This is a genomic window from Synechococcus sp. UW105 (genome assembly GCF_900473935.1).
GTDB lineage: Bacteria > Cyanobacteriota > Cyanobacteriia > PCC-6307 > Cyanobiaceae > Synechococcus_C.
In genome coordinates this window covers 40,951-65,547 of sequence record NZ_UCNN01000016.1, presented here as the reverse complement: position 1 = coordinate 65,547, position 24,597 = coordinate 40,951, and the positions used below count along the sequence as shown (strand labels likewise).

The following is a 24,597-nucleotide window of genomic DNA, read 5'->3' as shown; positions in this document are numbered from 1 at the left end:
ATGGTGTTTAAGTGTGGCTCTCTAGAAAGAGGTACGACTTTTCTGGTCACCCTGGACCCGAGTACGGGAAGAGTATTAGTTGATACTGACGGGAATACATTCCAGTTCGAACAAGAGCTGGTCTACCAACAATCGGCACAACAAGGCTGGCGAAGGTGGCGAACCAATTCCGACCGTAATGGGAGGGCCAACTCTTGGACAGAGCTCAACATCCACACAGGTGAAATGAAAGATATTGATTACACAGGGCGCGTCATTCCTTACCCGCAGGGACATTGCAAAATGCGGACTCGATAACACCAGCGTGGGATCGAGCCCACCTGCTAGCCAAGAGACGTCAAAGCCGGGTGAGCGTGCAATAGACGCCTAACGCCCGCCAGGGATGCAGCCAAGAGAAGCAAGCAGGCTCAAAGCACAGCGGTTGGGCGACAGACAAAACTGATCGCTTTCGGGAACGAACGGCACAGAAAAGGAGGCTCCTCGTCAGAGCCTCCCCGGTTTGTGTGTGTTGACGACCGCCCCCTTCCCGGGGCCCAATCATTGTTGTGTATCGCTGCGAACTCTTTTGTAGGCACGAACACACTTGATGCATTCGCTTGAACCCCTAGCTGGAGCCCACCAAAGGGAGGCGGCGCGACACCCGCAGCGCCCAGGTGTAGAACAGATGTATTAATCGGGTTAGTGTCGATGCGGGAGTGGGCTTTCATTGACGACCTGGAGCTTCAGAGCTGGAAGGGAGCAAGGATCTGCATGACCTGCCAGCACTTCACCTACGGAGTGGACGAGCACTGCCACACGCTTGTGGGCTGCAAGCTCAGACAAAAGCAGCTCAAGCAAGGCGAGCATCTACTCAAACAATGCAGGCACTGGTCTTCGGTCTGCGAGGCTGAAGACGGAGGCAGGGTGCTTGCTTGAGGACACCAGCGAGCAATTCCACCTGTTATGAAGAGCTATTGAGTAGCTTTAAGTTCTCCACGGTCACCTCTGTTCATCCTGGGTGCGTGGGCTCTTTCGGGATTTTTTTGAGTAGCTTCGCCAGGTGACTGAGGTTCCACATCGCTGTGGTGGGCCGTGGAACCGACGTTACAAACAGCTGAAGCAGAGCAAGAATCTGCTCAAGCAAGGCAGCCCCTTGTCCCTCGCCTGCGAAGGGGAAAATCGAGTCTCCGTCATGCGCGCAACCCCTTGACTGATGTCAGTGCTACCAACGGGGCATCGCCACTTGCTCAGCCTCAGCCAGCGAGCATGCAAGGTGACGACGGTCCCTGATTGAGAAGTGGAGCAAGTGCCCACGAATTGATCAAAAAGTTGGAGAACGGCCTGAAGCATCATCGACCCACCCGCCAATACCTCAACAGGAAAGGATTAATAGATGGAAAAGATGATGCTTTTTCGCTCCATGGAAGAGCCTGCGCAGCAAGCCCCCCCCCCTGAAGGATTCAGAGCCCGAGAAACTTGGCTGGAAGGCTGTCGAGAGAGTGATTCCCCATCATTTGAAACATGATGTTCAAGAGCATCCCACCAAGGTGAATGGCTCCAACAAGAGCCAAACCGCGCCAAAGCTTCTCAAAGTTTGAAGGGGGCTGGTTGTTTGCCCATGTGCCAGTGTCGCTTGCCATCAAATGATTCAACGAAAGGCACATTCTGAGACATGTGCCGTCAACTGATCAAGTCTCTTCACTCGATTCAATCTGAAGACTGCTCTACACCCGTGTCATCACCATGACGAGTCGTCATTGAGCAGTGCATCCAACCAACCGACATAGGCGAACGACCGCCTGGGCACCACTGACTGAGGCTGAGCTGAATCAGCAGCGTTCTTCCGCAGCATCTCGATCCCGAGACTGGTGCATTCCTTTCGGATCACAGCACCAACTCAGCCACCACTGCAGCTTGAGGCCATTCGCGCAATCTGGCGCCTGTCGTCACATCCATCAAACAAAGAGTGGAAGCTGACCAAAGTGCTTGGTGTCAAACGGAGCTCAGGTGTCCGACACAGGCGATTTGATCTTGATGATCGAGTACTCGATCCGATCATCAGAGCAACAGGTGGCGGCATAGAAGCGCTCCAACTCGTCGTATGCCTCGTCGTAATCAGAAAAAGACAGACGCGTCACGGAGTCGTGTTCCCCGTCATCCCGCACGATCCGATAACCCAATGCAGCAGCAGTCAAAAGCGAGCTGGAGAAGACCTGTTGACACGCCTGCGGCAGCGTCGCTCCGGAGGGCGCCGCCAGAAGCTCAGGTAGGCCTTGGCTGTGGAAAGATCAGCGCAGTACACGCAATGGTGGCCAGTACAGGGACGATAAATCGGACCCTCATGTCCCTCAAACCGATGCACCATCACCCCGTCACGCCTGAATGGGTCAGTCTCATCCACCACCATCATCTCCTTGCTTGAGATGCACGAGCACACACTGCTCAACACAGATGCCATCATCAATGTCACAGCTGGTGATGCAGTCGAAATAGGAATCAATGGCATCACCATGATCCTGCCTATCTGTTGCTCCGATGGACGTCATCCCTTGCATGATCTCTACCAGCCTCCGCTGAACCTTTAGGGTGAACCTATCGCGATTCAGCACGAAGAATCCTCGAGTTTGAGAAGAACAAAGTACCCAGCAATAAATACCTATCTGCCCCGGGTTGCAGGCAGACGCTGAGCACAATGACTTATCCGGCAGGATTCTGCTGATCCTGAATAATCCAGTCGATCGCTTCCTCAAGCTCAAGCGCCTCGAGCCGCCAGCGGCGGGGATGCCGACTGGATAATTCCACTCGGCGATAGGCACGGCCCTGAATCACAATCAGACGAGGGCCTGAAAGATCCGTCTGAGCTGAAGACACAGGTTCAGTCACGACGCAGCCAGGCTGAGGCCCCACCGAACCAGTCACCAAGGTCATCCTCCGGGCGATGACGATCAGCGGGGTCGTCACTACCGAGGTCGAGATCATCAAGCAGACCATCCAGGCCGGTGACGCTGCCAGCGTGTTGTCGCTGGCGCTGGGCACGATGCACCCAAGTGCTAACGCTGCGATCTCGATCAGCGTATTTCTGCACCAGAACCCGCTCCTGCAGGCTCACAGCTTCTCCACGGGCCACACGACCAAGAATCTCCTGCAATTTGAGGCGGGTCGTTGTTGTGAGCATCGGGTCCCTCCTTACGGCATGAATTGATCTGCAGTGTGGGATCACTTCAGGGAAGACGCCACACCCAACAGCCATCTCTATGGCCAAATCAAAACGAACTTGAAAGCGAGGAAAAGACAACAAACACGAACACACTCTTCACTGCATCAATCCACAGCCATCAGCCCTGCGGAAGATCAGCGACCACGCTTCGCATCAGCAGAACGAGATCACCGGAAGACTGATCATTGTTCTGCAGATCAATACGTTGCCCCGTGCGATTGATCTGCACAGTCAATACAGAGAAGGTCCAGCGGCCAGACCGTTTCGTTGCCTCCACCAGGATCTGAGCATCACCCTTCGGCCCTGAGATCGGAATCAGGAGCTTCGCTTCGCCGTTGTCTCCACTGGTGCTGAACTGCCCGTTCACAAACAGACCCGGCTCGATCGGCTGACCAATCGCCTCCCTCACCTTGAGGCTCTGCTCAGCTTCAGCCAAAGCTCGCTGATAGGGGACGTTGTTTTTGAGCAAGCCAAACACAAACGACAAGAACGCCAGGACCAGCCCAACACCGGTCAGCAGTCCAGCAGCCATTGAGGCCGGCACCAACCAGCGCCAGTGACGTGACCACCAATTGCTGAAGCGTTGCGTCGGAGGAGAGGTCTTGGCCACAGGGGAGACCGAAACGGTTGATCAACTGCCCCAGAATGGCCAATAGCTGCAGCCCTTCGCATGCGCCGACTGTTCGCCCTACTGATGATGTGTGCGGCTCTGGCCTGGCCGGGAATAGCGCAGGCTGCAAGCCTCGACGTGAGCATCAGCCGCATCAGCGCTGAAGGAGTGGGTGAGAGCATCGGCAGCGTCAGCGCTCGAGACAGCGATCAGGGGCTTGAGATCATCCCCAGCCTCAGCGGCCTCAGCCCAGGTGAACACGGTTTCCACCTCCACAGCAACGGAAGCTGCGACAGCGCTCTCAATGCAGAAGAGGATGCCGTTGCGGGGCTTGCAGCTGGTGGCCACTGGGATCCCGATGAGAGTGGAACCCACCTTGGCCCGTTCGGGAACGGCCATCGTGGCGACCTCAGCCGCCTGCTGGTGGATGAAGACGGCACCACGCCAACCAGCGTGGTGGCACCCCGACTGAGCACAGCGGATCTGCGCGGCAAAGCCCTGGTCGTGCACGCAGGTGGCGACACCTACAGCGACACCCCTCCGCTAGGAGGCGGAGGTGCCCGGATCGCCTGCGGTGTCGTCGAGCGCTGAAAGCTGCTCATCCCTGCTTGAACGGTCGCCAGCGCTCTTCGCCGAGACGACTGTCTTGCACGATCAGACCAACGTGACTAGACCTTCTCCAACCCAAGGGGTGTCCTGCCTGATTTCTGACTGGACATCCTCATGGGGAGGCAGGGGCGCGACTGGCCTCTGTCTTGATGACTGTTCTGGGGAGCATCGGAATGGAAGCACGTTGCTATTGCGTTCGCTTTGAAGCAGATGGCGCCGATCTTTTTGTTGAGCTCCATGCACAGGACACACTCAATCGCCAGCATGTTCTGGAACGGGTGGTGGCGATCCTCGAAGACCGACATGGGATCGCGGTGAGCCAGAACGAGCTTGGCGCCATGACGCGCGTCGTGCACAGCGACGGTTCCACTCTGTTGGCCTGGTTATCCATTTCAGGCAACAGCATTCGCCAGTCGCTAGATGATGAAGGGCTCGATGAAATCCTCACCTGCCTGGCCTTTCTCGCCTTTCCTCCCGTGGTCGAAACCAGTGCAATCTCCGCTGACGGGAAGATCACACCCCTGAATTGATCGCCGGGGCTGAATCGCGACGACTCAATTCAGACGACCAGTGGTGTCAAGCTCAAAAAGACAATGAGCATGACAACGGGTGGGCAGATTCTGGCGCCAGGGTGAAAGTGTGGAAACGAACGATGGAGGTGACGATGACGGCCGACACTCCACCCGAGCACAGAACAGACGCTCGCTGACTGTCTGGACCCAACGTGATGGGTCTTTCTTCCACAAGAGAAGGCCAGCCTTCCCTTGTCACCATCCCCCACTGAAGTGCCATGAATCGCCTCTCCGTCGTCTCCGCAAAGACCACCCCACTGCTGATGTCGGTGAGTGCGGCGCAGGAATGCAGAGCCCGCAACGACCGTCAGAGCTATTTCTCGATCACCCGGCAGCTGGGGCGGGCCCAATTCGAACTAGCCGACCAGGAACTCACTCGCAGGCTCTGGCAGGAGGTCGCAGACCGTGATCTAGAGGTAGGACGCATTACCCATCTGCTGTACGGCTGCCACTGCCATCAAGACGCCGCCGAAATGGTGGCAGCTGATGACGCTTTCCTGGCAATGGACGTCCAGTAAGGATCCGAGATCCAGGCCTCAGGGGTGATGACGTCAGCCCTGAGGCGAGGGGCTTAGTTGTATTCCCCGGGTGTTTCCTGCTTCGACACCGTCACTCTCCCCACCTTCTGGCCCGAGAAGCGAAGGAGTTCATCACCGGAAAACTCATAGCCAAGAGCTGCGGCAATCTTGGCTACATCATCCGCTGTGGAAGATGCCAGCACGGTTTGCTTCAGGGCTGGATCATCCTGCATGAGGACAAGAAAAGCCTTCAACTGATCCAGTGCCATGGGATGGGAAGCAGGCTCTGCTGCATAGAGGGCACACCATCATCTGCCGAAGCAAGCGCTGAGGAGTCAGAGGGTGCGGTCGTCGCGGACGCAGACGTCGCCCTCGCAACGGATCTCACACTGGGGATCTCTGTTTCTGTACTGACTGGGCTCGCGCATGGCCCAATACTCATCCACCACCCCAAGGATGTAACTGCCAACGCGGCGCAAAACCGTTCTCAAGCCCATGGCCTCCCGCTTCGTTTGCTTCAACCCAGTTTGGCGAGAGATCCAGCAATGACAGGCAGCTTTGCGCCGAGCAACACACCCTGATCGAGAAGGGACACTGACGCCCGAGAGCAGCCGCTGAGACAGCAACCGCAGGGAGCGGGTCAACCTGAAGCGACATGACCACTGCACGGCTCCTCGCGACAGGGCCATCACTACCGTTAAGTTTTCATAAGCAACTTTCGAACCTGTGCTTCGCACCGTTCTGACGCGACCATTTCTGACCGATGCAGGGCTCCTGATCCTGCGTGTGTTCACAGGTGTTTTGTTAATCCATCACGGCTACGAAAAACTCGCCAACATCGAGAACTTCGCCGAAGCATTTGTACGTCCTCTCCATCTGCCCTTTCCGATCACACTGTCATATGTGGCAGCCTTTTCTGAAATCATTGGCAGCTGGCTGCTGATCACCGGTCTGCTCACCCGCCTTGGCGCGGCTGCCATTGCAGGAACTATCAGCGTTGCGATTTACCACGCAATCGTTGTGAATGGATTCAATATTTATTTGCTTGAACTGCTCGGCCTTTATTGGTCTGCAGCAGTGCTGGTGCTGACAGCTGGGCCAGGCCTTTTCTCAGTCGATACGTTGATTGCGCGGAAGCTCAATCCGAGCACAGAAGAGCAGGCAGCAAAACTGGAATCGCTCCTTCAGCCAGAGCCTGAACCTGAATATCAGAGCTGATCCAACTAAAAGCACATCCCATTCATGCTGGACCAGTTCGCTGCACATGTGCAATGCGCGATTGCACTGATTGCCTTGGGCGCTGGATGGGTGAACACTGATACCAACGACATCGGAGGAGCCAATGACGGCCGACACTCCACCCGAGCACAGCCAAGAAGCACGCTGACTTTCTGGCCCCTGCTCCAACAGTTTTCACACATGTGAGAGGGATAGCCCTTCGGCAGGCACTGCATTGGTTTCGCCACGTCGATCGGCGCTCCATCTGCACCGCACCAGGTGCCCTACGGAGTGAACCAACCCTCCCCCCCCCTAGGAACCTGGCCCCAGGCGCCACGAGCCAGTTGCTTCGATCACGTTCTTTCAGTCCCATTGCTTGAGGTCACACCTTCAAGGAAACACTGAATTAATTGGTTCGATGCATAAACGAGCGAGTTAGGCCGTCTCTTCCACCTGGGAGGGGCGGCCTCCTCATATCAACCCTTACGAGAAAAGGATTGAGCGCTCGCTAGCGATCGACAAACGCTTAGGCATCAAAGTTCGGCAGACGTCACAAAGACCCGGACCAGAAGATGCGTGGTGGCGTTTAGCTTCCCGGTTAGAGGGCCAGACAGGTGGCGACCACAAGCAGCCAAGAGCACGCTGATCGGCTCCCTGAACACCGCACCACACCGAAGCGATCAAGAAGAGAAAGGAGCCCACATACAGTCGAGGCATGACAGCAGCAGACCTGACAGAAGCCGCGAAGAAGGGACTGGTGTGAGCAGGATCACAACCGCTATTGACCGCAGTCAATGAGCTGGGTGGTGATCACGCCGATGGTGTGTGAGTCAGGAGGAATAACCTCCACCACTCACTTCAAACCATGGCCAACCCAGAGCTCACTCTTGATCAGCTAGAGAGCATTACTGGTGGCGGAGTTTTCGCCAAACTCGACGGCATCAATGCTAAGAATCGCCGCGTCATTATCCCTGGTGATATGTACACCCCCGAATCACGCGGAAACATGCTGAACAGAAGAGGCTGGGATGTTGGTCCTGTCGGCCTAGACATTGGCCCTGTTAACTGATATCCAGACAAATCCGTCTCAATCAGGCCTCGTCAATAGCGGGGCCTATTAATGGACCCATAGACCTTATTTCAGCCTGCACGACACTCTCTTCTCACGTAGGCACAAAGCATCAGCCGAACACACAAAAGGCCTCGCAACCGTTATCAGAACCACCTCTTAAGCAAACTTCGTTACCTCCTTCGATGGTCTTTTAAGTGCCAATTACTCACCAGTCCCCGCATTCTGACTGACTACCTAGAAGGCAGTCAGCCTTTTTGCTCTTGCTTTTGAAGTTGCGTGCGATAACATTTCGCTCTGAAAATGACACCTGCCTTTGACTGAATGATGCTTCCTTCATCTCAACTACATCATCCGCAGGTCTACAACCTGGACCAGAGACATCCCTACGATTCTTGAATCGAGAGTTCTTTGTCAGAGCTCTTTCAGACATAGCAATGAATTCTCTTCCCACTAGCTGGTTCTGATTCTCGTTCCCTTTCAAAGCTGACAGAATTTATTCAGCCCTACTCTCTAGACGCCGAGCCTGGCGCCTTCCCCCGTGCGGGTACGCGGATACGCGCTGGCAACAACAATTGACCTAATGCTTCAGCACACCCGCAAGAACTAGGGCCTCCTCAGTCAGTTGACACTCTTTTGCCAAAAAAGACCTCAAGCAAGCGACTCGATCCTGTTCACGACGAAAATTACCCGAGAAAGTTCTTGGCGTGTGATTAAAATACAAGACAACTGACTTCGTGAAAGGAATGGTCAACACATCAACTTTTTCTATGTTTGTGTAGTCACACTTTTTCAGACGAAATGAGCCACAGTACTCAATACGATCTCCATAAAGCCTTAGAACTGGTTTGAGACTATTGCTTCCCATTGCCCATATCTTTGGCATAAAGCTCAAGCCATTGAATCCTGCAAGCAAATCGGAATCAAAAACGAGGCCGGCCTCATGCATGCCCATTGATCAAGTCTGAGCCAAGGATAGCTGTGTTTCAGTGACATCAGAGAAAAAGCCGAGTCGCTTTGCGATCAATGGTGACAACTGACCTCCTATCAATCAATCACTGGCATCGCCACGGGGGCTCGGTCAGCATGCACCTGTGACCAAGATCACAGAAGGCTTTGATCCCGGTCAATGAGTGGGTTGCGAATCACGGCGATGGTGTGTGAGTCAGGAGGACACAAGCCTCCACCGCCGCTTCGACCCATGCCTCACTACCGCGATTGGTTTTCATTCCAACCACAAACAGAATCCTTCGGCAGCGTTACGCCTGGCAAAGAGAAGGGTCGTGGTGCCACTCCAATTAGCGGTGAAGGAGCCTTTAAGCCGCAAGGAGTTAACGACAAAGGCAGCATCATCGTTGGCGACAATCATTTCAAGACTGAAGCTGGTGCTGATCCAATCGTTGACTACCGACAACCAGATATTCAGCACGCTCCAAAAGTGTTTCAGGGTGCTGGCCAGAATGGACCGAATGCTGACGTTCCAGGACCAACCGACAGATTTTTGGATGGTGAGGATTCCTCTCCTTTCAAGGTGAACAACAACATTGTGTTGCTACAAGAGCACAACCGTTTCTCAACTGGTGGTAGCGGCGACTCCATCACAGGCAGTGAGCGCGCAATCGAGATCTGGACGAACGGTGGTGCCAGCACATTGACACCCGTAGCCAATCAAAATGGAACCGCCACCTTTGCTCCAGGCAGCGCCGTTGAATCATTGAAGGCTGATCGTCGACTCGGAGACACCTCTGCTCCTAGTGGTTCGTCCTGCCTGACGGAATGCCTCACTCCCATTGCTGGCATGAACAGTCTTGGTGAATCACTGAACCCTGTCCTTGAAGTCGGAGGCACCGCCGATCCTGGGCAGGCGTCCCACCTAATGGGAAAACTCAGCTTTCCCACTAACAACGTCAGCATGGACGACCATTAAGCCTGTTGAGCCGCCAATCCATCATCAAAGCAGCAATCTTGCTGAATCAATGGTGGATTGATTGAGGCATGAACAAAACTATTGCCATGGGCTCTAAGTGTTCGCTCAATGTTTCCCAGTGCAGCTAGGGCGGTGCAAGTGCAAGCGATCTGGCAAAAAAGGAACGATTCGATGCCCGCATGGCACCTGTGATCCATGAGTTGATGGCACGGAAGGGGCGGATTACGCTTTCGCTCTTCAAGCAAGCGCCGTGCACTGGAAAGACGAGGCCAAAGCATTCGCGATTGCCTACGCCATGCCCCTACAACTGGCAGCGGGGCTGATGGGTGTGGCAATCGCAATGGGGAGTGTGTCGTTCATCGCCTTTCAGTTCTTCCCTGAGCAGACCAAAGCGATCAAGACTCAGCTGTGTCTTGCCTCTGGTCGTTGTTCGCCTCCACCTGGCAGATCTCTCTAACCGGCAGTCACCGCCTCGCATTCCAACGGATGGGATGGTCGTCTCAGATCATGCCGAGATCGATTGGGCGCATCCCCCAGTCATGCCTTTTGGCCAGCGGATCAAGACACGTCAACGATTACTCAGCTCCCCAGATTCGACGCAAAACGGCGATGTCGTAATTGGTGAAAAAACTGGGGGGACCACCTGGACGGGGTTTATAAGCCATCACCGTGTGGCCTGCATGGGCTGCAGCGGTGGAATAGGGACGGTTATCGAACAAACAGTCGCCATCAATATCGGAAAAGGGATGTTCAAGACCGAGCGCATGGCCAAATTCATGCAAAAACAACCACACCGGATCTTCCGAACCGGTGGCAATACCGCGACAACCATTGAGGATCATGATGTATTGCGTGCCATCCACATTCTGCGAAACGGCACCTTCTTTACGGTCATTGGCATCGCAATAACCAACGATCACAAGATCAGCGTCGTCTGGCCGTGAGACTTCATGGAAATCGAGTGCGATCAGGCGATCCGTGGCCTTGATCAACTTGATCCCCAGTGCTTTTTCATCGCGATAGAAGGGATCAGAACGCAACGTCTGTGTTGGCGAACGCGCGGTAATCGTTCCCTGCGGATCGCCATACACAACCCGATAGGTCCGGGGGGTCATCTCGAAGTAGTAGGCGATCGAGGTGCGGCCAGCGAGAAACTCCTGATCAGCAGCATTCCAGGGGGCCACCAAAGCCTCGACAGTGGGCCGCATGGCGCAATGATCCGCCCAAGCGCTAGCAGCCGAAGCAATCACCGCACACCCGAACCCTGCTGCTATAGCCCAACGACGTAGGCGAGCCATCACCCCTGACTTATCAAGATGGCCCTTACCCAATCACAGATTGGTCCTAGACGCCACGGGCCGGAGCCTCTGAAGCATCACCAACAAGACTGTTGGGCAGGAGCCGATCGCAGATGACGATGCAGCAACAGATCAGGGCGGTGTATGCGGACCCTCAGATCGACGGCATGGAGGAGGTGTATCAAGCCATCGGCAGCGAGCTGATTGAGGGCAGTGCCTTTGACAAGGCTTACGCGCGAGTGATGGAACGGGGGGGCACCCCAGCCCAAACCTGGATCCGCTTCTGCGTTCAATGCGCCTCGCGCTTGAAGGAACCACCTCCAGAAACAGAGTTCCTCGCCGGATTAGAGGAATGCTGTCGCCGCCACGCAGGGGTTTGATCGATCCGACAGAGTGCAACAGCGTTGTAGCGCTGTGATGAATCCACCAAATCGTGAAAAGGTGCTCGCCGTCTCAGCCGGCTGGGTCGCCGTTGTCCTGAATGTTGTGCCTGGGCTGGGCGCCGGCTACCTCTATCAACGCCGTTGGACTGCCTATTGGATCACCTCCGCTCTGGCGACAGCCTGGTTTGTGGCTGGAGCCGCCTTGTCTGCTAATGCAGCTGCTGGAACCGATCCAGACAATCAGCTGCTCGGTCTGCTGGGACTTCTCCTCCTTAGTGGAATCACAGCGACAGAAGCAGGGCTCTGCGTCAAACGCGTCCGTGCCTGCTTGGATCAGAGCAGCACTCAGTAATAGCGCCCTGGGTATTCACCGGGATGGTCGATCCGGCTGATGCGCACCCCATCCATTGACTGGCCGGAGAGCTGCAACAAATCACTCCCGGAGATCTCATAGCCATATTCCTGGGCGAGTAGCGCCACCTCGTCTGCAGTGGCAGCAGCCTGGACCTTCACTTGAAGAACCGGATCCTTGCCGAGACGCCTCAGAAAGCCTTGCACTGGCGTTGTCTCCATCGACCTCCGGACGCTCGCAACGATTCAACCTCAGCAGGTCATTACAGACAAAAGCCACAGCCAGCCAAGACCCACGCCAGAATGTAACGAAGTCGTTACAAAGCCCAATGACTGTTGGCGAGGTTTTTCTTGAGTCCCTCTATTCAGGCGTGATTACGGAAGGCGAGATGCGTTGGCTAACCACCAACCAGCCGATGTTCACTCGAACCGAGGAAGCCACAGCGCTCCGCCTCGGGCGCCTCATCGATGCTGGCGAAGTCAATATTGGCTGCCGTATTCCGCCAGCTTCGGTCGCTCGCACCGGGCTTGTGAGCGAATGGCTCGAACCCCTGGGTTCTCGACGAGGCCATGCCCAGTAGATCGGGGAGCCCGAAGCAAGGGAGGCGGTCAATCACGCACTGGATCACACCAGACCTCCCTTCCAGCGCCCACGCTTGAGCAGGCCGGAACGGTTCAGCCATGATCCACAAGTCCGTTGGATCCTTCGCCCCGCTTAGGCCTGAATGCAGATCCAAATCGAACAGCTTGCTGCCTTCAGCGAAGGAGCCTTCAGCGGCAACCCCGCAGCAGTCTGCGTACTGGAACGCTGGCTACCCGATGCGTTGATGCAAGCGATCGCGAGAGAAAACAACCTCAGCGAGACAGCCTTCACAGTGGGAAGAGAAGGTCAGTTCCAGCTGCGTTGGTTCACGCCTAGCTGTGAAGTCGACCTGTGCGGCCACGCCACCCTGGCGGCAGCGCATGTGGTGTTCGGTCAAGAGCGCGATTTGAGGACGCTCCGCTTCGACACCCGCAGCGGAGCGCTCCACGTGCAACGGGAGGGGAAACAGCTAACGCTCGACTGTCCTGCCCAGCCAACGAAACCCTGCGAAGCACCAACTGGCCTGAGTCAGGCTCTGGGAGCCAAGCCACTGAATGTGCGACGGGGCACGGATTGGCTGGCGGTGTTCACCAGCGAGGCAGAGATCCGCGACTTATCGCCCGACCTGCCGCAATTAGCGGCACTCGACGGTCGAGGCGTGATCGTGACCGCCCCAGGCGACAACGTCGACATCGTCAGTCGCTTCTTTGCTCCAGGGATCGGCATTGATGAAGACCCGGTGACCGGGTCGACCCACTGCGCACTGGCCCCCTACTGGGCCGAGCGGCTGGGCAAACCGCTACTGGAGGCACGCCAATTGTCCGAACGAGGCGGCAGGCTCACCTGCCGAGTGGTGGGTGAACGCGTCTTGATCAGTGGCCAGGTGACTCCGTATTTACGCGGACACATCACAGTCGCCGAGCACTGAACAGACGCAGCAGAACGAAACAAGGCTGCATCGAGACGCCTGAATTCAGGCTTGAGGAAGTCAGGCCACATTGAGAACAGCAATGCCCGCCTTCGGAGCGACTGCATCTGTTCATTCGGAGACCGGGGGAGTCGCAGAGAAACGCGTCAAGACCGATCGCTTGTGGCCAGCTGTTCTCGACAACTGTTATCGACTGCAGCTATCGATGGTCATCAGATCCCATCCACGCCAGAACGGGACAGCCTGACCGTCCAAAGCGCCAAACAGGCAGCCGAAAAAGCGCCGACCGTAACGAGAAGAAGTTGCGTCGTCATCAATCAGGGCAAACGCAGAACTCGGAAAGCGGCCAACAGAACCGCCTTTACAAAACTAAACAATCCGAGCGTCAACCGCGCTCTGCCTCGTCGAGGTATTGCTCGACGATCGGAGAGGGGTCACCCTTTTCGAGCGCATTGATCTCGCGTTCGATGTTCTCGATAAACAGCTGATTGCCATTACGCCTGGCCACCTCCAGCACCGTGCGTAAGCGACTGAGCTGCTCGTCACCATCGCTGGACATGGGCAGACAAAACACCAGGCGCAATCAGTCTGACGAGCGGATCCACTGCAGCAGACAAATCAGCTCAACTTTCGGGTGGCCTCCAGCTAGAGGCAATGCGCCTTAATGCCGATTGCTTTTGTAGCCATCGACACCAAAACTACGTGCATCGAGACCGGAGGAGCTGATGACAGCCGACACTCCACCTGAGCAAGCTCAAGAAGCAGACTGACTTTCTGGCCCCTGCTCCAACAGTCACCCATTCGTGAGGCTGGTCCTTTTGGACACTCCACTGCACCGCCCCAGGTGCCCCGGAGCCGCATCAGCCGCACACCTAGACACGATGGCCCCAGGGACGCCATAGCCAGACGCTTCGCCCCTTCCTCTCTCTTCTGCAGTGACGGGGTTGAATCATGCACAAACGAGCGACGTAGGCCGTCTTCCCACCCGGGGAGGCGGCCTTCCTCTTGGCGATCAACAGCAAGACAGCCATCTGCCTCAAGACAGCAGCCAGCCCTGACCGACCCCAAAAGGGCTCAAATTCTAGGCAGACAAAACAACAATAAGATCCGAAAAGTGCACAGATCAAAAAAGGCAATGTAACAACCCAGGTTGCAATGAGATCAGAACCGTCAGTGAATCATTCAGCCCTCAAAGCTAGATAGACATTCCGGATTCTTCGCCTAGCGTTAAGAGACAATGGGAGACCAGCAATCCGTCTCCCAACTCGAACACACTCATACCAATGACTCTCCTTCGGAACATTGCTCTTCCGATGTCAATGGCCCTTGCCCTGGCTAATCCGACAACCTGCTTCGCTGAGCAACAAGAGCAAAAGTGGGACGATGCCCCCGTGATCTTGACGGCGTCTGAAGACGTTACAAACGACCAGCAAGAGAGCGAGCAAGACGACGACACCCGTGTCTATGTGGACCTCTACGGCTTTCTGCCCTGGAATACCACAACCAATATCACCGTCGATGGCAACCAGGCGCCCACAGCATCCCAAGGCCTACGTGATGTGCTGACGCCAACAACAGGCGCCTTCACCGGTCGAGCTGGCATTGAATTCGGACGCTTTGGCTTTCAGCTTGGCGTCAACCATGGCTCCTCTTACACATCTGAAACTGCCTACAGCTGGAAGGAGAGCAATCCGATCCGAAATAGCGAAAAGTACTCCGACCAGTTCCCCAACCTCATCAAAAATCGCAGGGTCAAATCAGAAGGAAGTATCGGCGTTGACAACACCTTTAATCAAACCATTGTTGACCTTGCACTTCGCTACCGTGGCGGTGCAATCCCAAGCCCGCGAATGGATCCTGGCGACTTCGCCTTCATCGGGCTAGCAGGGGCAAGGATCGTTGATGCCAGCATGGATGTGGATGTGAACTTCTCGAATAAGGTCACCTTTGATGGCGTGCTTCTCGACAAACACCTGCGCAGAGAATTCAATCAATCAGCCAGCCAAACCATTGCCAATACATGGGTGAGTCCCCTCATCGGCATGAATGCGATCTACGCCTTCAACGACCGCTGGCAGGCCTTTGTTTATCTTGATGCAGCCGGCTTCGGCGTCAGCGGCCAACAAGACATGTCGGGAACCGCGCAAGCAGGGATTGCCTACACAATCGGCAATTCCACCCAGCTCTCCCTCGCCTACAAATACTGGGGTATTGATTACGCCGGCAATGGAACAGACAACTCCTATTCAGTCACGCAAAGTGGCTTAAACCTGGGCCTTCGCCTGTTCTTTGATTGAGCCAAATTTCACCATCAACATGACCAAATTGTCTCGGATCAACCTGTACAAACTCGGTGCCATTCTCGAGCTAGCCACTGGGGCAGCACTCGTGGTCTGTCCTGCCCTGGTCATGCAACTTCTGTTCGGATCACCCCTCGGTTCAGGAGGTGATCACGTCGCTCAGTTGTATGGACTCGCCCTGTTGGGGCTTGGTGTGGCCTGCTGGGGTGATTCCTGTGCTGATCAGAGCCAGAAAGGGCTGATGATGTACAACAGCGTGGCGGCCATTGTGCTCATCAGCTTTGCCGTCCGAGGCATCGCCGCTGGCCTGATGGTCTGGCCGGCAGGCCTCATGCATCTTGCTCTGGGCAGTTTGATGGTGTGGGATCGCTTCTCAAGCTGATCAAGCTGATTCAGACGCACAACGGAAGCCCATATGGCATGTGGCCGTGTCGATGGTCTGCCCCATCAGTGCAGCCGGTCGAAAACGATGGCAATAATTCTCAGCGCACAGGAACGATCCACCCTTAATGATCCGACGTTCCTGCTCACCATCAGCAACGGGAAACAGCGTGGAAGTCCATTCCCAGACATTGCCACAGACGTCGACCAAGCCGTAGCCATTGGCGGGGAAACTGCCCACCGGTGAGGTCCAGAACCATCCATCAGCCTGCTCGTTCCTCCAGGGGAACGGCCCTTGCCAAACGTTGGCAAGCCAACGGCCGCCGGGAGTCATCTCAGCTCCCCAGGCGTAATCCTGATCCACCAGTCCTCCCCGCGCTGCCACCTCCCATTCATCAGCGGTGGGGAGACGTTTCCCCATCCATTGCGCATAAGCGAGGGCATCGTCATAGGCGAGATGCACCACAGGGTGATCCATGCGCTCGTCGATCGCAGTGTCCGGGCCCTGGGGATGGCGCCAGTCCGCACCGGCGATCAAAGCCCACCAAGACATCGGCTGGCTGCGATCCACCGATGGCGGTGGCGGAATGAACACGGCGGATTCTGGGATCTGCTCCTCCGGGGGCAGATTTGGGTAGAGCACGGGATCCGGTGGTTGCTCCGAGACCGTCACATATCCGGTCTCGGCAACGAAGCGCGCATACTCCGCATTAGTGACTGGAGCAGCATCGATGGCAAAAGCCTCGAGATGAATCGAGCGGATCGGCGACTCCTCCGGGTAGAAGGACTCGGAACCGACCCGATACTCCCCAGCAGGGATGGTGATCATCGCGTTCCAGGGGTGGGGCATGGCCTCGAATCAGTTCGCCTTCTGATCAGTGGGCTTAGGGAAAATCTGAATCGTGACCTTGTCAATTTGGCCGCCATAGGCGCTGTAACGGCGAGGGCCAATGGTTTTCACCGTGACCGCGGAACCACGATCAAGCCCGACATCAGCACCTTCATCAATGGAGAAACGCGATGCAATCGTCTTCTCCAAACGGCCCTCAGCAACCACTTCACCGTTGAGCATCATCCGAACGTCAGCACCCTTGCCAACACCACCGCCGTCGTAGTCAAGCTCGAAACGAATTTCAGATTGACCATTAGGCAATGGCTTATGACTTGTGAACGTGAACAGCTCACCCATGTAATTGTAGGTATAGGAGGGCTTGTTGTTTTCGACATACAGCGACCAACCGCCAAATCGTCCGCCTTGGGAGAAAATCACGCCATCTTCATCACCTCCCTTCACATCAACATAGGCGGTCACGCTGTTCGACACGTTCTTCACATTGAGGATCGAGTCTTCGACCATGTTCCAGGCATAGGGATACAAATCGATGGACGTCCGATCACCTAACAGTGTCGGCCGACCGGCAACAGAGGGCACCAGACGTTCAAGAAGACGATCATCGAGTGGCAACACCTGATTTTCAATCGCCTCTTCCATGAACTTCTGCTTCATGGCCGCAAGGCGATCCGGATACTGAGCCGCAAGATCATTCGACAAGCTGAAATCATTGGTGGTGTCGTACAGCTGCCAACCATCATCTGCTGCAACCGTATTCATTCTGTTCGGCGCCATCCAGGGATACATGACTGTTGTCCTCGCCATCCAACCGTTGTGATAGATGCCGCGATTGCCAATAATCTCGAAATACTGTGTGTTATGCCTTTCCTTAGCGCCTGGGTTGTCAAATGTGTAGACCAGGCTGGTTCCTTGCATTGGGATTTGCTTAATGCCATTGATCGTTGTTGGCATCGGCAGATTGGCCGCCTCAAGAATCGTGGGAGCTACATCATTCACATGCGAGAACTGCGTGCGAATGCCTCCACCCTGCCTGATGCGCTCAGGCCAGTGGATCACCGTTCCATTGCGTGTTCCACCGAAATCACCCGCCACCTGCTTAGAAAGAGCAAAGGGTGAATTAAAGGCGATCGCCCAGCCCATGTGATACATGGGATAGGTGGTAGGCCCACCCCACTCATCAAGCTTGGCCTCCTGTTCGTCAGGGGTCTCTTCAACACCATTGAGATAGTGGTTCCAATTCCATTGACCACTTCGATCCCCTTCAACACTGGCGCCATTGTCGCCAGTGATGTAGATCACCAAGGTGTTATCAAGCTCGCCAAGGTCATCGATTGCTTGGACTAAACGACCTGCTTCATGATCAGAGTGCTCCGTGAAGGCAGCAAACACTTCTGCCTGACGCGCATAGATTTTTTGCTGTTGTGGCGTGAGGCTATCCCATTTGGGAATACTGTCTGGCGCCGTGGCCATCTGAGTGCCTTCAGGAACAATCCCTGCCTTGATCTGATTCTGGAGATTGCGCTCGCGCAGAACATCCCAGCCTTCATCGAACTTGCCTTTGTATTTAGCAATCCATTCCTGACCGACATGATGCGGAGAGTGCGAACCGGCTGAGGAGTAATAGATGAAAAAGGGCTTATCTGGCTTGATGGCCTTCTGCTGCCGCATCCAACCGATCGCCTGATCGGTCATGTCTTCGGTGAAGTGATACCGATCTTTCTTCGGTGCATCCACGACGGTCACACCATCGTGAATGGTGGGTTCCCACATGTTGTCTTCCGCACCCACGAAGCCATAGAACTTCTCAAAGCCCTGACGCGTTGGCCAACGCGTCTGAGGGCCAGCTGCCGTGGTCTCACGGCCTGGGGTTTCATGCCATTTGCCGAAAGCAGCTGTGTTGTAGCCGTTGAGTCTGAGGATTTCTGCAACCGGCACGGCGTAATCGGGCACCACGGTGGAGTTACCGGCATATCCAGTTGCGATTTCTGGAATCGAGCCCATGTTCACCTTGTGGTGATTGCGGCCGGATTTCAGCGCCGCTCGGGTCGGCGCACAGAGTGCTGTGGTGTGGAATTTGTTGTATCGCAAGCCATTCTGGGCAAGCTTCTCAGCCGTCGGCATGTTCACCACGCCGCCAAACGCCGACGGTGCTGCGTAGCCAACGTCATCGAGAAGGATGATCACCACATTGGGAGCATTGGCTGGCGCCTTGACCTCCCACTGGGGAGGCAATGGCACCTCTGAAGGGAGCACCTTGGTGACTTTTTCAGGCATCGGCTCTGCGATCGGCAGAGTCATGCGGTTCAGAGTGCCGGCGAAGGCTGGCTTCTGGCCGGCCAAGGGAGCAGACAACGTCGACACCAGAAGGAGTCCACCGCCAAGAGCGGCCTGACGCAGCAGGCTGGAAAGCTTGGTTTGTTCAGTCATGGAGAGGCAAGCGAGTGAGTTCAGGCAACGTCCTGTTCAGGACTGGGCATCGATTTGTGCAACCCATTGGCTGAGGCGCTCCTTCATGCCTTCATGGATGTCATCTCCCTTGGCTTGGGCGGAACGCAGGACATCAGCCAGCTTCACTTTGAGGGCTTGATTTTTGCGCTCAATCTGATCGGCTTTTGCATCGGCGAAAAGCTGAGCGTCCTTGACCTTGTCGGCAATGGCATCAACGCCTCCGTCAACACCGGTCTTGATGGAATCAGCAAGATGCTGAATCCTGTCGTGCTTTGGAGTCGACACAGATCAAGAGAAAACTCTCCTTTGGATAGATGGAGTCGAAGCAACTCGCTTGGCAATCACACAAAGATCCGCACGATCAGGACCAAGCCAGGAGCAAGCAGTGGCGCGACCCTCGACCGAACACGGGCGGGCGGCTAGCCCCACCTATCGAGATTGATGGCCTCGCCTTAGACCTGACTCAGGGCCCTAGGACGGGACGCCAACTCCTGAGCTGGTCGAGCATCTCAGGAGTTTTTTTCATGGCGATGGGCAGCCGCTGGCCATCGCCCACACCAGAGCACGGCCAAGACTCCCAAAACGCAAAGAGGCAACGCAACAACGCCGCTTCGCACTCCGTTACAAAGTGGCGTAACATTGCTTTACACGCTTCGAGGTTCTATGGATTCCGTCCAAGCTGCAAACGATGCATGGTTCCAGCAAGCCGCTGCTGATCAAATCAAGGGCGAACGCATGGCACGGGCCGAACTCCTGAATGGCCGCGTCGCCATGCTCGGCTTCGTCATCGGTGTACTCACCGAGGCCCTCACCGGTCATGGCATCCTCAGCCAGATCAGCTTTGGCGTTTTGGGGCTGAATTGATGTCCGATTACACGATCTGGATTTACGCCATGCTCGCCTTCGGCAGCCTGATCACAGCCGCTGTGGTGTTCACCTTGTCCAAACCATCGGATCTGCCCTACCTCAACAGCGACCGTTAAACGTCTGTCTGTTTTCCGATGGGTTGCCAAGGCGCAAGACAGTCCACAACCTCTTGCTTTGTGGGCTGTCTATTCAGGAACACTCAAATTGACTGACACAAACTCAGTTTTGTGAGATGGTTCCAGCGCCCCAAAACCGCATTTGCAATGACGTTCCTAATGCATTGGTCGTTCAAGACCGGATATCACGAAATTGCCGCCAGAAAATTTCTGGCCACTGGTGCTCCCTTCCCTGAGTGCAAATCATGGAAGCGTTTTCATGGTCCAGGATCCGTCGAGGGATGGATCCTCGTTGAAGCTGACAATGCTGAGGCTTGCTACGAGCATGCGGCCGAATGGGCCGAATGCCTCGACTGGGAAGTGACTCCCGTTCTTGCCGATGATCAGGCTGGTCCGCTGATCGCCAAGGTTTATACCTGATCAAAAGTCAGGGCTGATGATGCATTGTCATCCGCATTGCCGGAAGACGTGCATCATCGGCAACCATCTGGTTATTGGCATCATCCAGCCAACAACTAAAGCAAAGATCTTGGTGGATCCAAAGTGCATCATTCGATTGGAAAACTGTAGGAATCGCTTCAACATCAATCCACCAAAAGATCTAATCATCTCTTGACTGAATCAAGGGCTATGCAATCCTCATTCGCTGTGATCGGCTGTGGCTATGTAGGCGCCGATGTTGCTGTCAGCATGAAATATGCCGGGCATCATGTTCTCGGCACAACCCGATCAAGACGACGCTTCCGGGAACTGCATGACATCGTGCACGAGCCACACGTGCTTGATCTCACAGACCCCGATGGAGATCTGACCTTTCTGGAACGACAGGATGGAGTACTCATCAGTGTTGCTCCCACAGAAAGTATGGACGACCTCGAAGCTGTCTTCTCTACTGGCATTCGAAACCTCGCCCGAGCTTTGCGCAGCAGGACGAGCAGCCAACACCTGCATGTGACCTACATCAGTACTGCCGGAGTGTATGGCAATCAGAACGGAGACTTAGTCGATGAAGAGTCATCACTTGATGCGATCAATCCGGTGAACCGGATGCTTGGAGAAGCAGAAACTCTGTTGCTTTCCATCGACCGTCCGGACACCACCATCTGCGTGTTGCGCCTAGGCGGAATCTATGGCCCAGGCCGTGACATGGTCAACATCATCAGGCAGGCTGCTGGAGAGCAGATCCCTAAAAATGGCAATAGTATCCCCGCATGGAGCTCCCTACTCGACATCACCAGTGGAGTTCAATTTGCCTTCGACAACAACTTAGAGGGCATCTACAACCTGGTAGACGACATGCAGCTCAGCCGCCGGCAACTCTCCAACGAAATCTGTGATCTCGATGGTCTACCACCTGTGATCTGGGCCAATCAAGATGTCAAAGGTGCTCGGGCGATGAATGCCAGGGTGTCAAATCAGAAACTCAAGTCTGCTGGATTCCGATTCAAATCCCCCTCAATGCTGATGGCCTCTGTTGCCTGATCTGGCATTGCTGACACCCGCTTGATTGCGTACCAACTGACACACCGATTGTGCTCTGGATTTCGCGATCCTTGATGCAATCACGCGTCGAATCATGCATGCACCTCAAGCCGTGGAGATTTTGCCCTGCACTGGCCTAAAGGCCGGTGTCGCCTTTTTTAGCGATCCACTCCCAAGCGATGAAACCCTAGTGGCTGAAGTGAGCCGATCCAACGTTCCGCAATTGTTCTGTCATCGCCATCAAACCGATCAACTGATGGTGCTACGTGGCAGCGTCGAGCTGATTGTTCTGCAGAACCGCAGACTGCATCGCATCAGCTTGCGAGAGGATGAAGCCACCTGGGTGAGGATTCCTCCGGGCGTTCCCCACGGCGCCATCAACCGCAGCCGTCAACCCGTGGTGATGGTGAATGCCGTGCTGCGGCATGGTCCAACCGATCCCCGTGACTACCAAGCTCGGCCGGTGCCCCGAGCCCTGATCAAGCAATGGGATCAGCTGCGAGCCCACGGCTGATGCCATTCCCAGCCCGTCCATGCCCCAGGCAGGCGGGCTGATGGCTTCCTTCAGTCATCGTCGTCGAAATCGGGAACGACCACGCGGAAGGGCCGATCCTGACCGGGGGCATCGTTATCGAGGATGAACGAGGCGAGATCCTCTTCGATCTCGAACACCATCAGGCCGTCTTGCTCAGGATGCACGCCTGTCATTTCGGGATGACCAGACAACAGGCCGCGCAGGCGGCGCCATTCTCCGATCCGCTCGATCACCTGACGAACGACATAGTCGGCAAGGATCACTGCGACCAACACCAGGTTGATCCAAAGAAGAAGCGTCATCACCACCTCCCTCATTGCAATCACACTAGTGAGCGAATGGTGACCGCAACCACTGACGTTGCAATGGCTGGACAACAGCCAAGGCTGGTTCAGCATGCAGGGCATCAGCCCACGCACTCGAGCTTGAAGACGGAGATGGGATGCCCATAGCCCTGCAACTGATTGGCACCCTGCTCAGCACAGTCCTGCTGCTCTCCAGTCCCATCACGGTTCACCGTTCCGCCAACTGCGAGTGCTGCACCGCCTGGGAGGCACACCTCACCGCGGCCGGCTTCAGCGTCACCGATGCGGTGCATGAAGACATGGCCGCCGTCAAAACAGAGCATGGCATTGAAGCTGAACTGGAGTCGTGCCACACGGCAGTGGTGGACGGCTATGTGATCGAAGGCCATGTACCAGCCCGCTCCATCCAGCGGCTCCTGAAGCAGCGACCGGCGCTGCGCGGACTCAGCGCTCCAGGCATGCCGATGGGATCCCCCGGGATGGACGGTGAGGGCATCGACGCCGAGGCCTTCGCCGTGCTCAGCCTCGATGATGACGGCACCACCCAGGTGTTTGACCGCTACGGATCCTGAGCCAATCAGTGCGCAGGAATTAAGCCAATCACTTCATGACAGCCGCGAAGCAAGAGACATAGAACGAAGGGAAGACCTGCCCAGTGGACGTGAAGAGACGATCCCATCTCCATAGCCCCCGTGCCTTTGCCGCAGATGCCGCAAGCGACCGACCGCAGATCAGGCTCCGACTTCGAGCGCGTCAGGGCCCTTGAACGCTCCGGACTGCTCGATCAGCCCGAGGATGCCGCCCTGCAGAGGCTGGTGCGTTTGACCGCAACGGTGATGGACACCCCGATTGCGCTGATCTCACTGATTGATCAAGACCGGCAGTGGTGTCTGGCCCGCCATGGGCTGAACCAGAAGCAAACTCCGCGGGCTGTGTCGTTCTGCACGCACACCATCCAGCAAGACACGCCGCTGGTGGTGCCAGATGCCCGGCAAGATCCGCGTTTTTCCAACAATCCTCTTGTCACCTCAAGCCCGCACATCCGCTTCTATGCCGGCTGCCCGCTGAGGGGGAAGAAGCAGCACAAGCTGGGAACGCTTTGCGTGATCGATCGCCACACCAGAACGATCAGCCAGGCGCAACTGCAACTGCTGGAAGATCTCAGCGACATCGTCAACCGGGACCTGATCGCGCGACATGCGTTGCTGACCCACCAGAACGGACTCGTGGCCAAATCAGACCTGTTCTCGTTTGTGCTGACCCGTGAACTAGAGCGTGCCGCCACAACCCAGACACCACTGAGCCTGATTGCCCTGGCCTGCGATCAACACGAAGACGTTTGCGGCCTGCTGGGCATCACCAACAGCTTGCGCTGGCTGCTCTCGATCTGCAGCATCTGTACGGACAACAGCAACGACAGCGACTTCATCGGGCTGATGGACCAGCGCATGATCGCGGTGCTTCTGCCGGACACCAACATCCAGTCCGCTCTTGCCAGGGCCGTGGCCATGCGCATGGCCCTGCGGCATTCGAGCGCAGCCATTGACCTCCCCCATGGCACGGCCAGCTTCAGCGCGATGGCACTGGAGGTGCAGAACAGGCAGATCCAGGCCTCTGAGCTCTTGCAGCTCTGCGAACAGAAACTGAAGGGGCTGCAGGCCAACCTCGGCGACCAGACCGCCAGTGATTGCATCCACTGACTCCAGGCCAGTCAGCCAGCGGAGGGACACGCATCCTGCGCAAGAGCGAGCGGGTCAGCAGCCATCCTGTTGGCGGTGATCGTGCGGCCTACTCCAACTTGAAACCGCAGGATTGATCGCAATAGCCAGTGTTTAGCGTGGCGATTCGATGCATCCAACCACCAGCCAATCGGGTTGGCGCATCAGGATCCCTGCCCCTGCAGATCGCCGCGCAGATGTTCTGCGGCACTAACACTTCAGCCACCACGGTTGGCACAGACTGGAGGACGCAGACCAGGCCAATTCGGACTGAATCCGAGCCCACTAAGTATCACTACTTAGGCGCGAAGGAGTAAAGAAATTCGATGC

35 protein-coding genes are annotated in these 24,597 nt (G+C 55.9%); 20 read left to right on the top strand and 15 right to left on the bottom strand.

Annotated features, from left to right (window positions below; translation table 11 throughout):
* The first annotated feature begins 687 nt into the window (after positions 1–687).
* Positions 688–915, top strand: a complete 228-nt coding sequence (locus DXY16_RS06280) for a hypothetical protein (protein WP_115120424.1) — start codon at positions 688–690, stop codon at positions 913–915.
* A 1,067-nt stretch (positions 916–1,982) separates the two neighbouring features.
* Here the strand turns inward: DXY16_RS06280 and DXY16_RS06270 are convergent.
* From DXY16_RS06270 to DXY16_RS06250, 5 genes are all read right to left on the bottom strand, one after another.
* The gene (locus DXY16_RS06270) at positions 1,983–2,174 is read right to left on the bottom strand and encodes a hypothetical protein (RefSeq protein WP_115120422.1); all 192 of its coding nucleotides are present in this window, start codon (positions 2,172–2,174) and stop codon (positions 1,983–1,985) included.
* A 198-nt stretch (positions 2,175–2,372) separates the two neighbouring features.
* On the bottom strand, positions 2,373–2,525 hold the full coding sequence (locus DXY16_RS14695) for a hypothetical protein (RefSeq protein ID WP_170953864.1): 153 nt from the start codon (positions 2,523–2,525) through the stop codon (positions 2,373–2,375).
* Positions 2,526–2,676: 151 nt separating this feature from the next.
* Positions 2,677–2,862 carry a hypothetical protein gene (locus DXY16_RS06260; protein WP_115120420.1) on the bottom strand — a complete coding sequence of 62 codons (186 nt, stop codon included), beginning with the start codon at positions 2,860–2,862 and terminating at the stop codon, positions 2,677–2,679.
* The gene (locus DXY16_RS06255; RefSeq protein WP_115120419.1) at positions 2,855–3,154 is read right to left on the bottom strand and encodes a hypothetical protein; all 300 of its coding nucleotides are present in this window, start codon (positions 3,152–3,154) and stop codon (positions 2,855–2,857) included. Before DXY16_RS06255 ends, DXY16_RS06260 begins: the two co-directional genes overlap by 8 nt.
* A gap of 160 nt (positions 3,155–3,314) precedes the next feature.
* Positions 3,315–3,806: a cytochrome c oxidase assembly factor Coa1 family protein gene (locus DXY16_RS06250; protein WP_115120418.1), complete on the bottom strand. Its 492-nt coding sequence runs from the start codon at positions 3,804–3,806 to the stop codon at positions 3,315–3,317.
* Between the two features lie 60 nt (positions 3,807–3,866).
* Between DXY16_RS06250 and sodC the strand changes: the two genes are divergently transcribed.
* The 3 genes from sodC (at position 3,867) to DXY16_RS06235 (ending at position 5,505) form a co-directional block, all read left to right on the top strand.
* Entirely contained in the window at positions 3,867–4,397 is a 531-nt protein-coding gene (sodC, locus tag DXY16_RS06245; RefSeq protein ID WP_115120417.1) for a superoxide dismutase family protein, read from the top strand.
* A 167-nt stretch (positions 4,398–4,564) separates the two neighbouring features.
* Complete coding sequence (locus DXY16_RS06240) at positions 4,565–4,945, top strand: hypothetical protein (protein WP_137007056.1); 381 nt, start codon at positions 4,565–4,567, stop codon at positions 4,943–4,945.
* Positions 4,946–5,205: 260 nt separating this feature from the next.
* The gene (locus DXY16_RS06235) at positions 5,206–5,505 is read left to right on the top strand and encodes a hypothetical protein (RefSeq protein WP_115120415.1); all 300 of its coding nucleotides are present in this window, start codon (positions 5,206–5,208) and stop codon (positions 5,503–5,505) included.
* 53 nt (positions 5,506–5,558) lie between these two features.
* On the opposite strand, the gene DXY16_RS06230 is transcribed toward DXY16_RS06235, so the two are convergent.
* Positions 5,559–5,774 carry a Nif11-like leader peptide family natural product precursor gene (locus DXY16_RS06230; RefSeq protein ID WP_115120414.1) on the bottom strand — a complete coding sequence of 72 codons (216 nt, stop codon included), beginning with the start codon at positions 5,772–5,774 and terminating at the stop codon, positions 5,559–5,561.
* Positions 5,775–5,840: 66 nt separating this feature from the next.
* On the bottom strand, positions 5,841–6,002 hold the full coding sequence (locus tag DXY16_RS14690) for a hypothetical protein (RefSeq protein ID WP_170953871.1): 162 nt from the start codon (positions 6,000–6,002) through the stop codon (positions 5,841–5,843).
* Positions 6,003–6,231: 229 nt separating this feature from the next.
* On the opposite strand from DXY16_RS14690, the gene DXY16_RS06220 reads away from it, so the two are divergent.
* Together DXY16_RS06220 and DXY16_RS06210 are read left to right on the top strand one after the other, a co-directional pair.
* Positions 6,232–6,723 (top strand): DoxX family protein, encoded by a 492-nt coding sequence (locus DXY16_RS06220; protein WP_115120412.1) that lies wholly within the window; start codon positions 6,232–6,234, stop codon positions 6,721–6,723.
* An 865-nt stretch (positions 6,724–7,588) separates the two neighbouring features.
* Positions 7,589–7,792: a CCRG-2 family RiPP gene (locus DXY16_RS06210; protein WP_115120410.1), complete on the top strand. Its 204-nt coding sequence runs from the start codon at positions 7,589–7,591 to the stop codon at positions 7,790–7,792.
* Positions 7,793–8,372: 580 nt separating this feature from the next.
* On the opposite strand, the gene DXY16_RS06205 is transcribed toward DXY16_RS06210, so the two are convergent.
* Entirely contained in the window at positions 8,373–8,741 is a 369-nt protein-coding gene (locus DXY16_RS06205; RefSeq protein WP_170953870.1) for a hypothetical protein, read from the bottom strand.
* 180 nt (positions 8,742–8,921) lie between these two features.
* Between DXY16_RS06205 and DXY16_RS06200 the strand changes: the two genes are divergently transcribed.
* Both DXY16_RS06200 and DXY16_RS06190 read left to right on the top strand, forming a co-directional pair.
* Entirely contained in the window at positions 8,922–9,719 is a 798-nt protein-coding gene (locus DXY16_RS06200; RefSeq protein ID WP_137007055.1) for a hypothetical protein, read from the top strand.
* A 250-nt stretch (positions 9,720–9,969) separates the two neighbouring features.
* Positions 9,970–10,176: a hypothetical protein gene (locus tag DXY16_RS06190; RefSeq protein WP_115120406.1), complete on the top strand. Its 207-nt coding sequence runs from the start codon at positions 9,970–9,972 to the stop codon at positions 10,174–10,176.
* Positions 10,177–10,294: 118 nt separating this feature from the next.
* On the opposite strand, the gene DXY16_RS06185 is transcribed toward DXY16_RS06190, so the two are convergent.
* Positions 10,295–11,017 (bottom strand): hypothetical protein, encoded by a 723-nt coding sequence (locus DXY16_RS06185; RefSeq protein ID WP_137007054.1) that lies wholly within the window; start codon positions 11,015–11,017, stop codon positions 10,295–10,297.
* Positions 11,018–11,130: 113 nt separating this feature from the next.
* Here DXY16_RS06185 and DXY16_RS06180 point away from each other — a divergent pair, with 113 nt between their 5' ends.
* Positions 11,131–11,397 carry a hypothetical protein gene (locus DXY16_RS06180; protein ID WP_115120404.1) on the top strand — a complete coding sequence of 89 codons (267 nt, stop codon included), beginning with the start codon at positions 11,131–11,133 and terminating at the stop codon, positions 11,395–11,397.
* Between the two features lie 37 nt (positions 11,398–11,434).
* On the top strand, positions 11,435–11,752 hold the full coding sequence (locus DXY16_RS06175; RefSeq protein ID WP_115120403.1) for a hypothetical protein: 318 nt from the start codon (positions 11,435–11,437) through the stop codon (positions 11,750–11,752).
* Here the strand turns inward: DXY16_RS06175 and DXY16_RS06170 are convergent.
* Complete coding sequence (locus DXY16_RS06170) at positions 11,746–11,973, bottom strand: Nif11-like leader peptide family natural product precursor (RefSeq protein ID WP_115120402.1); 228 nt, start codon at positions 11,971–11,973, stop codon at positions 11,746–11,748. The genes DXY16_RS06175 and DXY16_RS06170 overlap by 7 nt on opposite strands.
* Before the next feature lie 107 nt (positions 11,974–12,080).
* Here DXY16_RS06170 and DXY16_RS06165 point away from each other — a divergent pair, with 107 nt between their 5' ends.
* Both DXY16_RS06165 and DXY16_RS06160 read left to right on the top strand, forming a co-directional pair.
* On the top strand, positions 12,081–12,332 hold the full coding sequence (locus tag DXY16_RS06165; protein WP_115120401.1) for a hypothetical protein: 252 nt from the start codon (positions 12,081–12,083) through the stop codon (positions 12,330–12,332).
* 144 nt (positions 12,333–12,476) lie between these two features.
* Positions 12,477–13,262 (top strand): PhzF family phenazine biosynthesis protein, encoded by a 786-nt coding sequence (locus DXY16_RS06160; protein WP_115120400.1) that lies wholly within the window; start codon positions 12,477–12,479, stop codon positions 13,260–13,262.
* A 385-nt stretch (positions 13,263–13,647) separates the two neighbouring features.
* Here DXY16_RS06160 and DXY16_RS14685 read toward each other — a convergent pair whose 3' ends face one another.
* On the bottom strand, positions 13,648–13,821 hold the full coding sequence (locus DXY16_RS14685; protein ID WP_170953869.1) for a hypothetical protein: 174 nt from the start codon (positions 13,819–13,821) through the stop codon (positions 13,648–13,650).
* A 724-nt stretch (positions 13,822–14,545) separates the two neighbouring features.
* On the opposite strand from DXY16_RS14685, the gene DXY16_RS06155 reads away from it, so the two are divergent.
* Both DXY16_RS06155 and DXY16_RS06150 read left to right on the top strand, forming a co-directional pair.
* Positions 14,546–15,559, top strand: coding sequence for a hypothetical protein (locus tag DXY16_RS06155; RefSeq protein WP_137007053.1), 1,014 nt, complete (start codon positions 14,546–14,548; stop codon positions 15,557–15,559).
* A 19-nt stretch (positions 15,560–15,578) separates the two neighbouring features.
* Positions 15,579–15,944, top strand: a complete 366-nt coding sequence (locus DXY16_RS06150; RefSeq protein ID WP_115120398.1) for a hypothetical protein — start codon at positions 15,579–15,581, stop codon at positions 15,942–15,944.
* On the opposite strand, the gene DXY16_RS06145 is transcribed toward DXY16_RS06150, so the two are convergent.
* Genes DXY16_RS06145 through DXY16_RS06135 form a run of 3 tightly spaced genes read right to left on the bottom strand, consistent with a single transcriptional unit; the run spans position 15,945 to position 19,529 of the window.
* The gene (locus DXY16_RS06145; protein ID WP_115120397.1) at positions 15,945–16,793 is read right to left on the bottom strand and encodes a formylglycine-generating enzyme family protein; all 849 of its coding nucleotides are present in this window, start codon (positions 16,791–16,793) and stop codon (positions 15,945–15,947) included.
* 9 nt (positions 16,794–16,802) lie between these two features.
* Complete coding sequence (locus DXY16_RS06140; protein WP_115120396.1) at positions 16,803–19,223, bottom strand: arylsulfatase; 2,421 nt, start codon at positions 19,221–19,223, stop codon at positions 16,803–16,805.
* 36 nt (positions 19,224–19,259) lie between these two features.
* On the bottom strand, positions 19,260–19,529 hold the full coding sequence (locus DXY16_RS06135; protein WP_115120395.1) for a hypothetical protein: 270 nt from the start codon (positions 19,527–19,529) through the stop codon (positions 19,260–19,262).
* Positions 19,530–19,907: 378 nt separating this feature from the next.
* On the opposite strand from DXY16_RS06135, the gene DXY16_RS06130 reads away from it, so the two are divergent.
* From DXY16_RS06130 to DXY16_RS06115, 4 genes are all read left to right on the top strand, one after another.
* The gene (locus DXY16_RS06130; protein ID WP_115018742.1) at positions 19,908–20,108 is read left to right on the top strand and encodes a chlorophyll a/b-binding protein; all 201 of its coding nucleotides are present in this window, start codon (positions 19,908–19,910) and stop codon (positions 20,106–20,108) included.
* A 266-nt stretch (positions 20,109–20,374) separates the two neighbouring features.
* Positions 20,375–20,647, top strand: a complete 273-nt coding sequence (locus DXY16_RS06125; protein WP_115120394.1) for a DUF3303 domain-containing protein — start codon at positions 20,375–20,377, stop codon at positions 20,645–20,647.
* A gap of 210 nt (positions 20,648–20,857) precedes the next feature.
* A complete protein-coding gene (locus DXY16_RS06120; RefSeq protein WP_115120393.1) occupies positions 20,858–21,709 on the top strand; it encodes an NAD-dependent epimerase/dehydratase family protein in 852 nt (283 codons plus the stop codon).
* 94 nt (positions 21,710–21,803) lie between these two features.
* On the top strand, positions 21,804–22,223 hold the full coding sequence (locus DXY16_RS06115) for a WxcM-like domain-containing protein (RefSeq protein ID WP_115120392.1): 420 nt from the start codon (positions 21,804–21,806) through the stop codon (positions 22,221–22,223).
* A gap of 50 nt (positions 22,224–22,273) precedes the next feature.
* Here the strand turns inward: DXY16_RS06115 and DXY16_RS06110 are convergent, their stop codons facing one another.
* Complete coding sequence (locus DXY16_RS06110) at positions 22,274–22,546, bottom strand: hypothetical protein (RefSeq protein ID WP_137007052.1); 273 nt, start codon at positions 22,544–22,546, stop codon at positions 22,274–22,276.
* Between the two features lie 140 nt (positions 22,547–22,686).
* On the opposite strand from DXY16_RS06110, the gene DXY16_RS06105 reads away from it, so the two are divergent.
* Together DXY16_RS06105 and DXY16_RS06100 are read left to right on the top strand one after the other, a co-directional pair.
* Positions 22,687–23,121, top strand: a complete 435-nt coding sequence (locus DXY16_RS06105; RefSeq protein WP_115120390.1) for a DUF411 domain-containing protein — start codon at positions 22,687–22,689, stop codon at positions 23,119–23,121.
* Positions 23,122–23,256: 135 nt separating this feature from the next.
* Positions 23,257–24,249 (top strand): GAF domain-containing protein, encoded by a 993-nt coding sequence (locus DXY16_RS06100; RefSeq protein WP_137007051.1) that lies wholly within the window; start codon positions 23,257–23,259, stop codon positions 24,247–24,249.
* Positions 24,250–24,597 lie beyond the last annotated feature (348 nt).

What these genes read in the sequence shown, in the direction of transcription:
- DXY16_RS06280 (WP_115120424.1), top strand. Translation starts at nt 688, where the DNA reads ATGCGGGAGTGGGCTTTCATTGACGACCTGGAGCTTCAGAGCTGGAAG.
- DXY16_RS14695 (WP_170953864.1), bottom strand. Translation starts at nt 2,525, where the DNA reads ATGACGTCCATCGGAGCAACAGATAGGCAGGATCATGGTGATGCCATT.
- DXY16_RS06255 (WP_115120419.1), bottom strand. Translation starts at nt 3,154, where the DNA reads ATGCTCACAACAACGACCCGCCTCAAATTGCAGGAGATTCTTGGTCGT.
- sodC (WP_115120417.1), top strand. Translation starts at nt 3,867, where the DNA reads ATGCGCCGACTGTTCGCCCTACTGATGATGTGTGCGGCTCTGGCCTGG.
- DXY16_RS06240 (WP_137007056.1), top strand. Translation starts at nt 4,565, where the DNA reads ATGACTGTTCTGGGGAGCATCGGAATGGAAGCACGTTGCTATTGCGTT.
- DXY16_RS06235 (WP_115120415.1), top strand. Translation starts at nt 5,206, where the DNA reads ATGAATCGCCTCTCCGTCGTCTCCGCAAAGACCACCCCACTGCTGATG.
- DXY16_RS06230 (WP_115120414.1), bottom strand. Translation starts at nt 5,774, where the DNA reads ATGGCACTGGATCAGTTGAAGGCTTTTCTTGTCCTCATGCAGGATGAT.
- DXY16_RS14690 (WP_170953871.1), bottom strand. Translation starts at nt 6,002, where the DNA reads ATGGGCTTGAGAACGGTTTTGCGCCGCGTTGGCAGTTACATCCTTGGG.
- DXY16_RS06210 (WP_115120410.1), top strand. Translation starts at nt 7,589, where the DNA reads ATGGCCAACCCAGAGCTCACTCTTGATCAGCTAGAGAGCATTACTGGT.
- DXY16_RS06205 (WP_170953870.1), bottom strand. Translation starts at nt 8,741, where the DNA reads ATGCATGAGGCCGGCCTCGTTTTTGATTCCGATTTGCTTGCAGGATTC.
- DXY16_RS06200 (WP_137007055.1), top strand. Translation starts at nt 8,922, where the DNA reads ATGAGTGGGTTGCGAATCACGGCGATGGTGTGTGAGTCAGGAGGACAC.
- DXY16_RS06185 (WP_137007054.1), bottom strand. Translation starts at nt 11,017, where the DNA reads ATGGCTCGCCTACGTCGTTGGGCTATAGCAGCAGGGTTCGGGTGTGCG.
- DXY16_RS06180 (WP_115120404.1), top strand. Translation starts at nt 11,131, where the DNA reads ATGACGATGCAGCAACAGATCAGGGCGGTGTATGCGGACCCTCAGATC.
- DXY16_RS06175 (WP_115120403.1), top strand. Translation starts at nt 11,435, where the DNA reads ATGAATCCACCAAATCGTGAAAAGGTGCTCGCCGTCTCAGCCGGCTGG.
- DXY16_RS06170 (WP_115120402.1), bottom strand. Translation starts at nt 11,973, where the DNA reads ATGGAGACAACGCCAGTGCAAGGCTTTCTGAGGCGTCTCGGCAAGGAT.
- DXY16_RS06165 (WP_115120401.1), top strand. Translation starts at nt 12,081, where the DNA reads ATGACTGTTGGCGAGGTTTTTCTTGAGTCCCTCTATTCAGGCGTGATT.
- DXY16_RS06160 (WP_115120400.1), top strand. Translation starts at nt 12,477, where the DNA reads ATGCAGATCCAAATCGAACAGCTTGCTGCCTTCAGCGAAGGAGCCTTC.
- DXY16_RS14685 (WP_170953869.1), bottom strand. Translation starts at nt 13,821, where the DNA reads ATGTCCAGCGATGGTGACGAGCAGCTCAGTCGCTTACGCACGGTGCTG.
- DXY16_RS06155 (WP_137007053.1), top strand. Translation starts at nt 14,546, where the DNA reads ATGACTCTCCTTCGGAACATTGCTCTTCCGATGTCAATGGCCCTTGCC.
- DXY16_RS06150 (WP_115120398.1), top strand. Translation starts at nt 15,579, where the DNA reads ATGACCAAATTGTCTCGGATCAACCTGTACAAACTCGGTGCCATTCTC.
- DXY16_RS06145 (WP_115120397.1), bottom strand. Translation starts at nt 16,793, where the DNA reads ATGCCCCACCCCTGGAACGCGATGATCACCATCCCTGCTGGGGAGTAT.
- DXY16_RS06140 (WP_115120396.1), bottom strand. Translation starts at nt 19,223, where the DNA reads ATGACTGAACAAACCAAGCTTTCCAGCCTGCTGCGTCAGGCCGCTCTT.
- DXY16_RS06130 (WP_115018742.1), top strand. Translation starts at nt 19,908, where the DNA reads ATGGATTCCGTCCAAGCTGCAAACGATGCATGGTTCCAGCAAGCCGCT.
- DXY16_RS06125 (WP_115120394.1), top strand. Translation starts at nt 20,375, where the DNA reads ATGACGTTCCTAATGCATTGGTCGTTCAAGACCGGATATCACGAAATT.
- DXY16_RS06120 (WP_115120393.1), top strand. Translation starts at nt 20,858, where the DNA reads ATGCAATCCTCATTCGCTGTGATCGGCTGTGGCTATGTAGGCGCCGAT.
- DXY16_RS06115 (WP_115120392.1), top strand. Translation starts at nt 21,804, where the DNA reads ATGCATGCACCTCAAGCCGTGGAGATTTTGCCCTGCACTGGCCTAAAG.
- DXY16_RS06110 (WP_137007052.1), bottom strand. Translation starts at nt 22,546, where the DNA reads ATGACGCTTCTTCTTTGGATCAACCTGGTGTTGGTCGCAGTGATCCTT.
- DXY16_RS06105 (WP_115120390.1), top strand. Translation starts at nt 22,687, where the DNA reads ATGCCCATAGCCCTGCAACTGATTGGCACCCTGCTCAGCACAGTCCTG.
- DXY16_RS06100 (WP_137007051.1), top strand. Translation starts at nt 23,257, where the DNA reads ATGCCGCAAGCGACCGACCGCAGATCAGGCTCCGACTTCGAGCGCGTC.